General features: G+C 70.9%; 16 protein-coding genes. 10 read left to right on the top strand and 6 right to left on the bottom strand.

All coding sequences use genetic code 11. From position 1 onward, the window contains the following. The first annotated feature begins 239 nt into the window (after positions 1-239). The 4 genes from LGR69_RS14950 (at position 240) to LGR69_RS14935 (ending at position 3,709) form a co-directional block, all read left to right on the top strand. Positions 240-839: a superoxide dismutase gene (locus LGR69_RS14950; protein WP_050732139.1), complete on the top strand. Its 600-nt coding sequence runs from the start codon at positions 240-242 to the stop codon at positions 837-839. A gap of 153 nt (positions 840-992) precedes the next feature. Beyond that, positions 993-2,519 carry a murein biosynthesis integral membrane protein MurJ gene (gene murJ / locus LGR69_RS14945; protein ID WP_230366479.1) on the top strand — a complete coding sequence of 509 codons (1,527 nt, stop codon included), beginning with the start codon at positions 993-995 and terminating at the stop codon, positions 2,517-2,519. Positions 2,520-2,598: 79 nt separating this feature from the next. Next, positions 2,599-3,276, top strand: a complete 678-nt coding sequence (locus LGR69_RS14940) for a haloacid dehalogenase type II (RefSeq protein WP_007567644.1) — start codon at positions 2,599-2,601, stop codon at positions 3,274-3,276. Between the two features lie 85 nt (positions 3,277-3,361). Continuing rightward, positions 3,362-3,709 carry a hypothetical protein gene (locus tag LGR69_RS14935; RefSeq protein WP_007567643.1) on the top strand — a complete coding sequence of 116 codons (348 nt, stop codon included), beginning with the start codon at positions 3,362-3,364 and terminating at the stop codon, positions 3,707-3,709. Between the two features lie 51 nt (positions 3,710-3,760). Here LGR69_RS14935 and LGR69_RS14930 read toward each other — a convergent pair whose 3' ends face one another. Further along, on the bottom strand, positions 3,761-5,515 hold the full coding sequence (locus tag LGR69_RS14930; RefSeq protein ID WP_230366478.1) for a carbamoyltransferase family protein: 1,755 nt from the start codon (positions 5,513-5,515) through the stop codon (positions 3,761-3,763). 49 nt (positions 5,516-5,564) lie between these two features. Then, positions 5,565-6,770, bottom strand: a complete 1,206-nt coding sequence (gene nhaA, locus LGR69_RS14925) for a Na+/H+ antiporter NhaA (protein ID WP_230366477.1) — start codon at positions 6,768-6,770, stop codon at positions 5,565-5,567. 237 nt (positions 6,771-7,007) lie between these two features. Between nhaA and LGR69_RS14920 the strand changes: the two genes are divergently transcribed. Next, the gene (locus LGR69_RS14920) at positions 7,008-7,193 is read left to right on the top strand and encodes a hypothetical protein (protein WP_128755083.1); all 186 of its coding nucleotides are present in this window, start codon (positions 7,008-7,010) and stop codon (positions 7,191-7,193) included. A 2-nt stretch (positions 7,194-7,195) separates the two neighbouring features. Next, positions 7,196-7,759, top strand: a complete 564-nt coding sequence (locus tag LGR69_RS14915) for a type II toxin-antitoxin system VapC family toxin (protein ID WP_230366525.1) — start codon at positions 7,196-7,198, stop codon at positions 7,757-7,759. Here the strand turns inward: LGR69_RS14915 and tlpA are convergent. Continuing rightward, positions 7,744-8,406, bottom strand: a complete 663-nt coding sequence (gene tlpA, locus LGR69_RS14910) for a thiol:disulfide interchange protein TlpA (protein ID WP_230366476.1) — start codon at positions 8,404-8,406, stop codon at positions 7,744-7,746. The two genes, LGR69_RS14915 and tlpA, sit on opposite strands and share 16 nt — an antisense overlap. Positions 8,407-8,448: 42 nt before the next feature. On the opposite strand from tlpA, the gene argH reads away from it, so the two are divergent. Then, positions 8,449-9,828 carry an argininosuccinate lyase gene (argH, locus tag LGR69_RS14905; protein WP_007567633.1) on the top strand — a complete coding sequence of 460 codons (1,380 nt, stop codon included), beginning with the start codon at positions 8,449-8,451 and terminating at the stop codon, positions 9,826-9,828. Positions 9,829-9,852: 24 nt separating this feature from the next. On the opposite strand, the gene LGR69_RS14900 is transcribed toward argH, so the two are convergent. Then, on the bottom strand, positions 9,853-10,761 hold the full coding sequence (locus tag LGR69_RS14900) for a hypothetical protein (protein ID WP_007567632.1): 909 nt from the start codon (positions 10,759-10,761) through the stop codon (positions 9,853-9,855). A gap of 426 nt (positions 10,762-11,187) precedes the next feature. Between LGR69_RS14900 and LGR69_RS14895 the strand changes: the two genes are divergently transcribed. Then, complete coding sequence (locus LGR69_RS14895; protein WP_007567630.1) at positions 11,188-11,679, top strand: P-loop nucleotide/nucleoside kinase family protein; 492 nt, start codon at positions 11,188-11,190, stop codon at positions 11,677-11,679. A 335-nt stretch (positions 11,680-12,014) separates the two neighbouring features. On the opposite strand, the gene LGR69_RS14890 is transcribed toward LGR69_RS14895, so the two are convergent. Further along, the gene (locus tag LGR69_RS14890; RefSeq protein ID WP_007567628.1) at positions 12,015-12,284 is read right to left on the bottom strand and encodes a CopG family ribbon-helix-helix protein; all 270 of its coding nucleotides are present in this window, start codon (positions 12,282-12,284) and stop codon (positions 12,015-12,017) included. 237 nt (positions 12,285-12,521) lie between these two features. On the opposite strand from LGR69_RS14890, the gene LGR69_RS14885 reads away from it, so the two are divergent. Next, entirely contained in the window at positions 12,522-12,803 is a 282-nt protein-coding gene (locus LGR69_RS14885) for a hypothetical protein (protein ID WP_230366475.1), read from the top strand. Between the two features lie 124 nt (positions 12,804-12,927). After that, on the top strand, positions 12,928-13,647 hold the full coding sequence (locus LGR69_RS14880; protein WP_007567625.1) for a hypothetical protein: 720 nt from the start codon (positions 12,928-12,930) through the stop codon (positions 13,645-13,647). Positions 13,648-13,655: 8 nt separating this feature from the next. On the opposite strand, the gene LGR69_RS14875 is transcribed toward LGR69_RS14880, so the two are convergent. Next, a complete protein-coding gene (locus LGR69_RS14875) occupies positions 13,656-13,994 on the bottom strand; it encodes a hypothetical protein (protein WP_007567623.1) in 339 nt (112 codons plus the stop codon). Between the last annotated feature and the right edge of the window lie 25 nt (positions 13,995-14,019).

Genomic DNA, 14,019 nt, shown 5'->3' with positions numbered 1-14,019 from the left:
GGGCCGTCCCCGGAAGTTTGCACCAAGCCTGGCCGGAACGGCGTTGCCGTCGCGCGGGCACCGACTTACCTAGCGGGTCGTGACCCGGACGCCCCCGCCGGGGACGAGGCCGCCCAAGGCTGAAGCGCGCCGCTGTTTCCCGTGAAACACGGCCTGCTCCAGCCCCTTGTTATCGCATGATGATCCCGGAAAGCCGGATCCGGCTTGTCCGCATCGTGCTCAAAGCGGAGACAGAGCCAATGACCTTCACCCTGCCGGAACTGCCCTACGCCTACGACGCGCTCGGGCCGTACATGTCGAAGGAAACCCTCGAGTTTCACCACGACAAGCACCACAAGGCCTATGTCGATACCGGTAACAAGCTGCTCGAGGGCACGGATCTCCAGGGCAAGAGCGTCGAGGAGATCGTCAAGGCGGCCTACAACACGAATCAGCCGCTCTTCAACAATGCCGGCCAGCACTACAACCACATCCATTTCTGGCAGTGGATGAAGCCCAATGGCGGCGGCGCCATCCCCGGCGCGCTCGCCAAGAAGATCGACGAGGACCTCGGCGGCGCCGAGAAGTTCAAGGCGGACTTCATCCAGGCGGGCGTCAGCCAGTTCGGCTCCGGCTGGGCCTGGCTCGCCGTCAAGGACGGCAAGCTCGCGATCCTGAAGACCCCCAACGGCGAGAACCCGCTGGTCCACGGCGCCAAGCCGATCCTGGGCGTCGACGTGTGGGAGCACTCCTACTACATCGATTACCGCAACCGCCGCCCCGACTACCTCAAGGCGTTCATCGAGAACCTGGTGAACTGGGAGCACGTCGAGAAGATGTACGGCGAAGCGACCGCCTGATCCGGTCATGAGGGGCGCTGCGGGCCGATCGTGTCCGCGGCGCCCTTGAGATGCCGGGCAAAAGCGGCTCTTGATGCGGCCCCCGGGCTCAGCAGGGCAGGCCGCCATTCTTTCCTCGTTTCCCGACCCCATGATCCCGCAGCGGGCGGATCCATGATCCGCTCCATCCTCTCGGTGGGCGGCTGGACCCTGGTCTCCCGCGTCACCGGCTTCGCCCGGGACGTGGTGATGGCCGCCGTGATGGGCGCGGGGCCCATGGCCGACGCCTTCGTGGTCGCGTTCCGGCTGCCGAACCATTTCCGCGCGATCTTCGGCGAGGGCGCGTTCAACACCGCCTTCGTGCCGGCCTATGCCGGGCTCGCCGAGACGGGCAGCTCCGGCGAGGCGCACCACTTCGCCGATCGCGTCTTCACCCTGATGCTGATCGTGCAGCTCGTGCTACTGAACCTCGCCCTGCCGGCGATGCCCTGGGTGGTGCACGCCCTGGCGCCGGGCTTCGCCGCGGATGGCGAGCGCTTCCAGCTCGCGGTGGCGCTCACCCGGATCACCTTCCCGTACCTGCTGTTCATGACGCTGGTGACGCTGCTGTCGGGCATCCTCAACGCCCACCGGCACTTCGCCGTGGCGGCCGGGGCGCCGGTGCTGCTCAACCTCGCCATGCTGGCGGCCCTGTCGCTGAGCTTCCTGTTCCCCAACGCCGCCTACGCGGCCGCCTGGGGCGTCGCGGTCTCGGGCGTGCTGCAATTCGGCCTGCTGTGGTGGGGCTGCCGCCGGGCCCGGGTGATGCCCGACCTCGCCGTGCCGCGCGCCGATCCGGCGCTGAAGCGGTTCTTCGTGGTGCTCGGGCCCGCGGTGATCGGGGCGGCCGGGTTCCAGATCGCCACCTTCGCCGACACGATCATCGCGAGCTGGCTGCCCACCGGCGCGGTCTCAGCCCTGTACTATGCCGACCGGCTCTACCAGCTGCCCTTCGGGGTGATCGCCATCGCGGCCGGCACCGTGCTCCTGCCGGAGATGAGCCGGCGGATCGCCTCCGGCGACGTGGCCGGCGCGCATGCGGCGCAGAACCGGGCGGCGGGGTTCTCCCTCGCCCTGTCGGCGCCGTTCACGGTGGCGTTCCTGACCATCCCGGGCCTGATCATGGCGGCCCTGTTCCAGCGCGGCGCCTTCAGCGCCGAGGACGCGTCCCGGGCCGCCTCGGTGCTGGCCGCCTACGGGCTCGCCCTCCCGGCCGTGGTGCTGGTGCGCAGCGCGGTGGCGAGCTTCTACGCCCGGCAGGACACCAAGACCCCGCTCTGGGCGTCGCTCACCGCGATCGGCGTCAACGTCGCGCTGAAGCTCTGGCTCACCGGGCCCTACGGCGTCACCGGCCTGGCGCTGGCGACGGCGGTCAGCCAGTGGGTGAACCTGCTGATCCTCGTCGTCCTGGCCAAGCGCCGCGGCTGGACGGCGCCGGGCCGCACCCTCGGCCTCACGGTCCTCGGCGTCGGGCTCGCCTGCCTCGCGCTGGCGGGCGTGGCCGTCTACGGCCAGGGGCTCGCCGAGGCGCTGGTCCCGGCCCTGTCGCACGGGCGCGAGATCGCCGTCCTGGCGGTTCTGGGCCTCGCCGGGGCCGCGATCTATGGCGGGCTCCTGGCCGGCCTGCTGCACCTGTTCGGCCTGCGCCTGCGCCGGGCCTGACAAACACCGTCCCATCGAGCCGGGCTCGCCGCCGCGCCTTCGAGTCCCAGATCGCTCGTGAAGGCCAATGAGGAACGCCATGACCGACGCCAAGGATCTGCTCGCGGGCGTGAGGGCCGTTGTCTTCGACGCCTACGGCACGCTGTTCGACGTGAACGCCGCGGTCCAGCGCTACGCCGACGCGGTCGGGCCGGATGCCGACCATCTCTCCGAGGTCTGGCGCAACAAGCAGCTGGAATACAGCTGGACCCTGTCTCTGATGGGCCGCTACGCCGCCTTCTGGGACCTCACCGTGCGCGCCCTCGATTATGCCCTGGCGGTCCATCCGGGCGTGGACCCGGCCCTGCGCGAGCGGCTGCTCGACGCCTATCGCGACCTCGATGCCTATCCGGAGGTGCCGGAGGTGCTGGCGTCCCTGCGCAAGCGCGGCCTGCGCACGGCGGTGCTGACCAACGGCAACGCCGCGATGGTCGACCGGGCCGTGGCCTCGGCGGGGCTCGCCGACCATCTCGACGCCGTGCTCTCGGTGGACGACGCGCAGGTGTTCAAGACCCATCCCGACGCCTACCGGATCGCGCTGCTCCGGCTCGCGGTCGGGGAGGCGGACGTGCTGTTCTGCTCCTCCAACCGCTGGGACGTGGCGGGCGCCCACGCGTTCGGGTTCCGGACCGCCTGGGTGAACCGCCGGGGGCTGCCGGATGAGTACGCGGACCTCGCTCCCACAAGCGTGATCGGGTCCCTCGACGGACTGCTCTGAACCCGCGCATCGGCGTGCGCCGCTTCGGAGATTTTTAATCGTCCCGGTGTTGGATCATCCTCAACACGAACGGGAGAAGTTGCGCGTGGCCACGAACGGTTCCTTCACGACGATCCGCGCCGGGGCCGCAGCCCTCGCGGCGACCCTGGTGCTCGGGGCCGTCGCCCCGGCCACCGCCCGCGACCAGACCGGCGCGATCATCGGCGGCCTCGCGGCCGGCGTGGTCGGCGGCGTGGTCGGTGGCGCCCTGGTGAACGGCGCCAACCAGCCGCCGCCCCCGCCGCCGGAATACCGCCCGCGCCGCGTCCTGGTCGAGGAGCCCGAGACCGTCGTGGTCCGCGAGCGCCGCGGCCCGATCTGCCACTACGAGCGCCGCAAGGAGTGGCTGGGCGACGGCGAGTTCACCTACCGCCGCGTCGAAGTCTGCGAGTAATCTGTTCGGGTCGTCCCGTCGGCGCCGCGTCCCTCCGGGGCGCGGCGTTCGTCATTTCACCACCAGCCAATCCTCGACCACGAGGGCGTCGAGGCCGGTCGTGTAGAACATCAGGATCGCGTCCTCCGCGCTGTCGAGGATCGGCTTGCCCATCACGTTGAAGCTGGTGTTGAGCAGGATCGGCACCCCGGTGATGTCCGCGAAGGCGCGGATCAGGGCCGCGTAGGCCGGGTTGCGCTCAGGAGTAACGCTCTGGAGCCGGCCGGTCCCGTCCTGGTGGACCACCGCCGGCACCCGGGCGCGGACGTGTTCACGCCAGACGAGGGTGCGCTCCATGTACGGGCTGTCGGCATAGGCCTCGAACCAGTCCGGCCCGGCCTCGGCCAGGATCGAGGGCGCGAAGGGCCGGAACGCCTCGCGGTACTTCACCTTGGCGTTGAGCGCGTCCTTGGCGCCCTCCGGCCGGGGATCGGCCAGGATCGAGCGGTTCCCGAGCGCCCGGGGCCCGAACTCGGCCCGGCCCTGCACCCAGCCGACGAGACCACCCGCAGCCAGGATCTCTGCGGCCGCGCGCGTCGCCGCGTCGTGGCCGACGCGCCTGGCGCGCGGCTCCTGCTCGGCCAGCCGCTCCATCGCGGTGGTGGAGACCCGGGCGCCGAGATAGGGCGTCAGCGGGCGCTGCCCGGGGGGCGGCCCGGCCCAGTCCGGATGGTCCTCCGCGTAGGCGAGCCAGGCGGCGCCCACGGCGTTGCCGTCATCGGCCGGAGCCGAGGGGACGTGCAGCCGGGTGAAGCCGGAGCGGTCGAGCACCCGGCCGTTATAGGAAGAGTTGAGCCCGCAGCCGCCGGCGATCACGAGGTTGTCGGCGGGGGCGAGGGTGGCCGCCTCGGCCACCAGCACATCCATCAAGGTCGCAAACAGATCCTGGCCGCAGCGGGCGAGGTCGGCCCAGCCGGTCTCCAGGGCGTCCGCCGGGCGGCGCGCCCGGATCTCCGCGGCGACCGCCTGGATCGTCGCGGCCTCGGCGTAGCGCAGGCGCCCGCCCTCGATGGTGCAGAGCTGCGCCAGGAGGGCGGCGAGCTCCGGATCGGGGCGTCCGTAGGGGGCGAGCCCCATGATCTTCCATTCCTCGCCCTTCACCTGGTCGAAGCCGGCGAGATCGGTGATCAGCCCGTACAGGAAGCCGAGCGACCCGCGCCCGCGATGGCGGCGCAGCTCCGTGATCCGACCGTCCTGCAACCGGTAGATCGCGGCCGCGCCGGTCTCGCCCATGCCGTCGACCACCAGGGCGGTGGCCGCGTCGAACGGGCTGCCCCAGAGCCCGTAGGCGGCGTGGCAGAAATGGTGCGGGTAGCGCCGCTGCCCGGCGATCGTCGCGCGGGGCGTCCCGGTGGCCCGCGCCCCCTGGTTGAGGGCCAGCAGGGTGCCGTGACCGACGCGCTCCTGCGCGCCGTGGAGGTCGGCGATGAACACCCGCTCGGCCTGCTCGGGAACGAAGGAGCGGTTGAGCGCCGTGCTGTGGGCGGCGAGCGCCATCAGGTCGAAGGCGCCGGTTCCGGCCTGCCCGCGCAGGAAGTCGGTGAATTGCGCCCCCCAGGAGGAGGCGACCACGATCTCCGAGCCGGCCGGCACGTATTCCTGCACCAGGGCGATCACCCGGGCCGGGATGTCGGGCTCGCAGTTCGGGGCGCGCTTGTACTGGAGGAACCGCTCCGTGGCCTCGGCGAACAGCACCGTGCCGTCGGGCCCGACGAGGGCGAGCGCCGGATCGTGGAAGGTGGTGGCGAGGCCGAGATAGAACCGCATGGAGAGGCGGGTAGCGCATTTTCGCGCGCAACGGAGCCCGGGGCGGCGCCTACCGGGTGGCCGCGGGGCGCCGCACCAGCAGGAGGATCACCGCCCCCGCGAGCCCCGACAGGGCCGAGCCGGCCAGCACGCCGAGCTTCACGGCGGTCTCATGCTGCGGGTCTGCGAAGGCGAGGCCGCCGATGAACAGGCTCATGGTGAAGCCGATCCCGCACAGGACCGCGACGCCGTAGACCTGCCCCCAGCCGGCCCCGGCCGGGCGCTGCGCCAGCCCGAGCGCGACGGCGAGCCGCACGCTGGCGAACACCCCGGCCTGCTTGCCCAGGAACAGCCCCGCGGCGATGCCGAGCGTCACGGGCTCCAGGAAGGCGTCACGCGTCAGCCCGGTCAGGTCGACGCCGGCATTGGCGAAGCCGAAGACGGGAACCACGAGGTAGGCGATCCAGGGCGCCAGACCGTGCTCCAGCCGGTGGAGCGGCGAATCGGCGGCCTCCGGTCGGCCGGGACTCACCCGGATCGGGATGGTGAAGGCCAGGAGCACTCCCGCCACCGTGGCGTGGATCCCGGAGCGCAGCACCAGCACCCACAGGACGAGGCCGAGCAGCAGATAGGCCGACAGCCAGGTCACGCCCGCCCGGTTGAGGCCGTAGAGGACGGCCAGCACCAGTGCGGCCAGGCCCAGCATCGCGGCCTCGAGGCCGGAGCCGTAGAACAGCGCGATCACCACCACGGCGCCGAGATCGTCGACGATGGCCACGGCGCTCAGGAAGATCTTCAGCGAGACTGGCACCCGCTTGCCGAGCAGCGCCAGGACGCCGAGCGCGAAAGCGATGTCGGTGGCCGCCGGGATCGCCCAGCCGCGCAGGGTCCCGGCGCCGAGATTGGCCGCCGCGTAGACCAGGGCCGGCACCGCCATGCCGCCCAAGGCCGCGATCCCGGGCAGCACCCGGTCCGGCCAGGTGCGCAGCCGCCCGTCGAGCGCCTCGCGCTTGATCTCCAGCCCCACCAGCAGGAAGAAGCCGGCCATCAGGCCATCGTTGATCCAGTGCTGCACGCTCATCGGCCCGAGCGCGGCGTGGAGCCCGTGCGCGTAGGTCTCGGCGAACGGTCCGTTGGCGACCACGAGGGCCAGCGCCGCCGCGGCCATCAGGATCAACCCGCCCGCCGCCTCGCTCGCCAGCATCGTGCGGATGGCCGAGAGCGGGCGCCGGCCCCGATCCTGCGGGGCGCGGCCGGGAATCGGAGGCGGCTTCATCGCCGGCAGGCTTGGCTTGGTTTGGGGGCGGGGGCAAGGGGCTGGGAGCTAGCTGTCCCTGTATCCAACCTTGCGCTAACCTGCCGACGTTCGAGAGCGAGAGGTGCAGGAATGGCTGTACCGAAAACCACATCCTTGCAGCGGAAGCGGGCGCCCCGGCCGTCTGCGCGCGTGCATGCCGCCGTACTCGAGGAGGCTCGGCGAGCCGGGCTGCTCGATGGCGAAAAGTCGGAGCACGTGAGCTTCCGCGTGCCGCCCGCCCTGGTGGATGCCGCCAAGCGCGAGGCGGGTATCACGTCGACAGCCGAGCTCGGCATGGTCGCCCTGGCGCTCCTGGCGCAATCCGATCCGGTCGCTGATTTCCTCGGCCGCACGGCGGGGCGGCTCGGACCGGACCACGATCTCGATACCGGCTCGCGTTGAGCGTGGATCTGCGCGGCGCGCTTCGGCGGCGCAAGCCGGACAAGCGAAGCGCCCGCCTCGTTCCCCGTCCACGCCATGAACTGGCGGATTGGGCGGCCTACGGCGAGTCGGCGCCCGTGGCCCTCGTCCTCGACACGGGCGTCTATATCCACAGTGCGGCCGGCAGGATGCCCAAGGCGCTGCAGCAGCTCATCGAGCGCGCCTTGCTGTTCCACTGCGTGGTCGCTCTTGCAGAATTGTCGGTCGGGATCGCCGCCGCCGATCCGCGCAGACCGAACTGGGCAGCGTTGCGCGATCACTATGCTGAACTCTTCGCCCAGATACCGGACACGCGCCTACTGACGCCCGACGCGCAGACCTTCGCGGATGCGGGTCTCGTCGCTGGAACTCTTGCGCGCCTCCAAGGCTATCAGAGTCATCAGCGCACGGCCTGCCTTGCCGATGCGCTGATCTTTCTCACCGCAGCACGGGCCGGCCTTCCGGTCCTGACGGCCAATCGCGAGGATTTCGATCTCATCCAGCAATTGGCGCCGGAGGGACGGTTTCTCGCCTACGAGCGCGACTGAGACCCTCGAGATTCCCGCCCCAAAACCGCGCGGATCAACCCCAGCCCGTCCGGGCTCGACCAGGCGGCCGGGCCCTTCATCACGCCGATCGTGCAGCCCTGCGCGTCGATCAGCATCGTGGTCGGCAGGCCGGGGGATTGGGTGTCGCGCTGGATCGCGGGCAGCACGCGCCCACCCGGATCGGCATAGAACGGCAGGGCGTGGATGCCCGCCTGCTTGAGCCATTCCGGCGGCTTGTCGAGGTTGCGGGTGTCGACGTTGATCGCCACGACGGCGAAATCCGGCCCGCCGAGTTCCGTCTGGAGGCGGTCGAGCGCCGGCATCTCGGCCTTGCAGGGGGCGCACCAGGTCGCCCAGAGATTGACCAGCAGCAGCCGGCCCTTGAGGTCGGAGAGCCCGGTCTCGGCGCCGTCCGGCCCCTTGAACCGGATCTCCGGCGCGGGCCGCGCCTGTTTCAGCGCCTGCATGCCCGCGACCTCGCCCTTGGCGGCGGCGTCGACCCGGGCGAGTGCGGGCGTCGCGCCCGCGCAGGGCTGGAGCGCCCCGCCCGTGTTGCCGGGCAGGAGACCGCTCCCGTATAGGGCGGTCCCGAGGACGGCGAGCGCGGCGAGGCCCGCGCCGGCCATCAGAGTGGTCCGGCCGGGCATCAGGTTTGCCTGCCGGGACGTTCAGGGCGCGGAAGGATCGACATGAGCAACCGGATGTGGGGCGGCCGCTTTGCCAGCGGCCCGGCGGAGATCATGGAGGAGATCAACGCCTCCATCGGATTCGACAAGCGCCTCGCGCCCCAGGATATCCGCGGCTCGCTGGCGCATGTGGCGATGCTCGGCGCGGCCGGCATCCTTCCGGCAGAGGATGTGGCCGCGATCGAGGCCGGGCTCAAGTCCGTGCGCGACGAGATCGAGGCCGGCCGCTTCGTCTTCAAGCGCGAGCTCGAGGACATCCACATGTCGGTGGAGAGCCGGCTCACGGAAATCGTCGGGCCGGCCGCCGGGCGCCTGCACACGGCGCGCTCGCGCAACGACCAGGTCGCCACCGACATGAAGCTCTGGGTGCGCGACACCCTCGATTCCCTCGACCAGCAGGCCGCCGACCTGCAGCGGGCCCTGGCCGAGACCGCGCTCAAGCATGCCGGCACGGTGATGCCCGGCTTCACCCATCTCCAGTCGGCCCAGCCGGTCACCTTCGGGCACCATTGCCTCGCCTATGTCGAGATGCTGGCCCGGGACCGCGGCCGGTTCCGCGACGCCCGGGCCCGGCTCAACGAGTGCCCGCTCGGCGCCGCGGCCTTGGCCGGCACCTCCTTCCCGATCGACCGCCACGCCACCGCGGCGGCGCTCGGCTTCGACCGGCCGACCGCGAACTCCCTGGACTCGGTTGCCGACCGCGACTTCGCCCTGGAATCGCTCGCCGCCGCCTCGATCTGCGCCGTGCATCTCTCGCGCTTCGCCGAGGAGCTGGTGGTCTGGACCTCGGCGCAGTTCAACTTCGTCAAGCTGTCGGACGGCTACACCACCGGCTCGTCGATCATGCCGCAGAAGCGCAACCCCGACGCGGCCGAGCTGGTGCGGGCCAAGTCCGGCCGGATCATCGGCGCGCTCACCGGACTGCTGGTGGTGATGAAGGGGCTGCCCCTCGCCTATTCCAAGGACATGCAGGAGGACAAGGAGGGCACGTTCGACGCCCTCCAGGCCCTGTCCCTGTGCCTGGCCGCCATGACCGGCATGGTGAAGGACCTCGAGCCCAACGCCGAGGTGCTCAGCCAGGCCGCCGGCTCCGGCTACGCCACCGCCACCGATCTCGCCGACTGGCTGGTGCGCGAGCTCGGCCTGCCGTTCCGCCAGGCCCACCACGTCACCGGGCGCCTGGTCGGCGCCGCCTCGGCCAAGGGCGTCGGGCTGGAGGCGCTGTCCTTGCCCGAGATGCAGGAGGCCGAGCCGCGCATCACCGACGCGGTCTACGCCGTGCTCGGGGTCGAGAACTCGGTGGCCAGCCGCACCAGCTATGGCGGCACCGCGCCGGACAATGTCCGGGCGCAGGCGCAAGGGTGGATCGAGCGGCTCGGCTGAGCGCGGCGACCGCCCGACCGGCCTTCAGGCCCGCGCGCCAAGCCGGGTGACCAGGGCTCCCAGTCCGGTCCGGCGGGCCGGGCCGGTCTCGACGGGCGGGTTGGGCGGGATCGTCGGAACGGTCGTCTCCGCATCGGCCGGTGGGCTGCGCAGCACCCGCGCCATCGCCTGTTTCAGCGTCACGGCCTCGTCCAGCAGTTCGTGTGCGTGGGCCTCGACCGAATCGTCGCCGTGGTCGTCCGGCTCGTGCCGCAGCAGCGCGCCGGGATAGGCTTCATCCTCCGGCAGGGTGCGGGACGGGTCGAACTCGTCGGTTGTCGGATCGGGGGATGCCGCGCTCAGATCATCCGCCGCATCGTTGGGGGCTTCGGCCATGCCCGGCTCGTCCGCGCGCGCGCCGGCAGCGGTTTCCGGCCGCTCGGAGCTCGACGCATCCGACTCGAGTGCCGCGCCGGGATCGATCCCCGCCGCAACCTCGGTGAGGCTGGCTTCCATGAGGCCCGGCTCACCGCCGGCGGCGGCATAGTCCCGGGCGGCGTCAGCGATCTCATGGGCGACCTGGGCCAGATCCTGGACGATCCGGGCCGCCGCCTTCCTGTCCCCGGAAGCCTCCGCCGCCAGGGCTTCGGCCTTCAGGCGCCGGAGCTTCCGCTCGGCTTCCTGGAGAGCGAAGGCGGCGCGGTCCCGCTGGCTGGTCCGGGCCGAGGCCAGGGTGGTCAGCACGCTGCTGATCTGGGACAGTTTGGCGTAGCCCAGCCGCTCCGGAGGCGGCAGCACCGCCTCTTCATCCGGCTGTGCGTCGGCCCCGCCCTCCTGCGCGCTTCCGCCCGCTGTCCCGCGGGCGTCGGCCGCGACGCCCGGGATCGTCACCTTGTGTGCGACCGGGCGCTGAGGCCCTTCTGGTGCCGCCACCCGGTTCACGGATCCAACCATGGCCACCTGCCGCGCGGAACTGTCGTTCGCCGACGGATTCGGGCGATGCCGACAAGAAATACATAGGTTGTGCTTGCGGCCTTGGCAAATTCAACTCTTGGTTTGTGGATCCGATCGTGGACGCTGACCCCCGATGTTTCGGAAAGCTTCTCCACCGGCTGCGCATTCCGCTGATGTCGACATCGGCGCCTCTCGTCTCGATGCGCGGGCGGCCTCGATCGGTTGCCGCAGCGCGTTCTCAGGCCGTCATCGGCCCCCTGGTCACCGATTCCGAGACCTGGCATCAATCGTCCATGACCTTGTCGATTCACCGCGCGAGCGCTGCGATCCGCAGCCGAATTCCCGACCCGGCCTGATCCGTCAGGCCGGGTCTGCCCGCCCGTGACCGTCTCGGCGCCCGATGCGCCGTCCCCAAGGTCGAACCCCATGCCTGCCCAGGAACCGACGCTGCATCTCGTCTGCGGTAAGATCGCCGCCGGAAAATCGACGCTGACCGCCAGCCTCGGCGCGACGCCCGGCACCATCGTGGTGGCCGAAGATCGCTGGCTCGCTCGGCTCTATCCCGACGAGCAGGCCGACCTGGCCGACTACGTGCGGCATTCGACCCGCCTGCGGAGCGTGATGGGGCCGCACGTGGTGGACCTGCTCCGCGCCGGGCTCTCGGTGGTGCTGGATTTCCCCGCCAATACCGTCGCCAGCCGGGCCTGGATGCGCACGCTGTTCGAGGAAGCGGGCGTCGCCCATCGGCTCCACTACCTCGACGTCGCCGATGACGTGTGCAGGGCCCGCCTACGGGCGCGGAATGCGTCTGGAACGCACGATTTCACGGTCACGGATGCGCAATTCGACCTGTTCACCCAGTACTTCGTGGCGCCGAGCCCGGAGGAGGGATTTCGGGTGATCGTTCATCGCCCGTAGCGCGCCTCGGAGACTCGGGGGCCAGCCGAACCGGAACGGTCAGGTCGGCCATGCGCCGGCCTGCCAGCGCCGCGCCGTGTGGATCACGCGCAAGGTCAGGACGCTGTCCCGGCCCGTAACCGGCTCCAGCGCGTACGCGACGATGTAAGGCAACCGGACAAGGGACTTCTCGAAGGTGCCGGGTCCGGTCGACCCGTTGCCGTCTCACCGAGAGCCGCGCCGGCGTCCCGATTGCGCTCTGCGACCTGTCGCGACCGCTGGACTATCCCGGGCGATGAAGGCGATCTGTTCCTTGATGTCGTCCAGCGCCGAGCGAGACCAGAAAACCGGCCGCCTCACATGTCGGCATCACGGGCGGCCTCCGCCGCATCGATGACGGCGTGGATTTCGGCCATCGCATCGTCGTGCGGCACGACGTGGCCGAGTCTGGCATCCGCCAGGCCGCGCTTGATGCCATCGAGACTTTGCAGTTCGCGCTCGACGCAGGCGGACACGGCCTCAGCAGCGAGAAACGATGTACTGCGCCGGGTGTCGATCGCGATGCGTTCGAGCGTCGACTTGATTTCGGGCGAAACCCGAATCGTCATGGCCGTGCTCGCAGGCATCGCGAAACTCGTGCGCTGATCTATGCGCAGCCTTACACGGGGGCGGTGCGTTACAAGGCAGGTGCATCCGACCGGGGCAGCGGGGCCGGCCAGGCTTCGACACAGGCTCAGCTACCCACACCAACCCACAGGCCCGGCACGAATTTGTGCATCGCAACCATCCGGGGGCCTGCGCGTTCACCGTCTGGCTAAGTCCGGCCCGTTAGAAGCTCGGCTGTGTGGATCGGAGATCGCATGATGCCTGTCGAGAGTTGGCTGAAGCCGGAAGACGTGCCCGAACTCGCGGCACGGGCGACCGCCATGATCGATGCTGCCCTGACCGGTTCCGGCCTGACCCGCGAAACCTACTGGTCGGCCGTCCGCAAAGGCTACAACACCCCCTATAACGACCCGCCTCGCAAGCGCCCGCTGCCGCCGGCCCAGCCGAACGCGGTCGCGTCCAGCGTGGCCCCGCCCGAACCCGTCTCGGTCCCGCCGGCGGTGATCGCCGCTTTGGCCGCAGAGGTGCGGGCGGTCTGAACCGCCGCCCCATCTTGGCCGCAAGCGAGCTTGGCTGCCATCTTGCCGACTTTTTGCGCGGGCTTCACTCATCCAGATCCCCGGTTCGGCCCTCTATGGGGCCGCCCGTCGTCAGGAAGTGAAGATGGTCCGCGTCCCCCGCCTGCTCCCGGTCGGAGCCCTCGCCCTGCTCGCCTCCGGTCTCGTCACGGGCCTCGTCGGGGCCACGGTCGGCGCAGCGGCCTTATCGGCGACGGCGGTTCAGGCTCAGCAGGCGGAGCCGGACGGCTTCTCGGATGCTGAGCCGGCGAAGCGCGGGCGCCGGTCGCGTCGCGAACGCGCCCCGCGGGCCGAGAGGAAGGCCGCGACGCCCCCCGGGATGCAGCAGGCCACCCCGGTGGCGATCTTCGGCGACTGGAACGTGTTCGTGAACGGCGATGGCCGCGCCAAGCTCTGCTACGCCATCGCCCAGCCGCAGGCGCGCTCGCCCAAGACCCTCAAGCGCGACACCGCCTACCTGTTCGTGAGCGTGCGCAAGGGCGAGAACGTCCAGAACGAGGTCGCGGTGATGCTGGGCTTCCCGTCGAAGCCCGCGGCCTCCCAGATCAAGCCGGGCTCGGCGGCCGCGCCGACCGACCCAACCCTCAACCTCGGCACCGGACGCTACGGCCTCGTCGTGAAGGACGGCAATGCCTGGCTGCAGAACCCGGCCGAGGAGGCCCGGGTGGTCTCCGAGATGAGCGCGCGCAACCCGAAGCTCGTGATCAAGACCACCTCGCTGCGCGGCAACCCGACGAGCGACGAATACGCGCTCGCCGGGTTCGCGGAGGCGATGAAGCGCACCCGGGACGAGTGCGCCAAGTAACGGCCGGGTCAGGCCCGGCGGCGCCGGATCTCCGCCGCCTGGCCGCCGCGGGCGTTCGCACGAGCCCGGGCCGCAGCCCGCTCGCGGGCGGCGCGGGCCGCCTGCTCGGCGTTGCGGAACACGGCGCCGTCGAGGCCGTCGAAATCCCGTGACGACGAGAAGAACCGCACGCCGCGCCCCTCGGGCACGGCGATGCCGGCGGTGACCTCGCCGATCTCGATCACCCGCGGCGGCTCGGCCCGATCCGCCGCCGTCCGGTCGGAGAGCGTGACGTCTTCGGGGGCGAGGTCGTCGGTGAAGGGGTCGGGACGGTTTGTCGGCGGAAGCCCGACATCGAGACTGTGCATGGGACGGAATCCTGCCTTGGCCGGC

Origin of the sequence: Methylobacterium brachiatum, from assembly GCF_020523825.1 — a bacterium.
GTDB classification, from domain to species: Bacteria; Pseudomonadota; Alphaproteobacteria; order Rhizobiales; family Beijerinckiaceae; genus Methylobacterium; species Methylobacterium brachiatum.
Note: the sequence above shows the minus strand (reverse complement) of the source record. Positions and strands in the feature narration are given on the sequence as shown.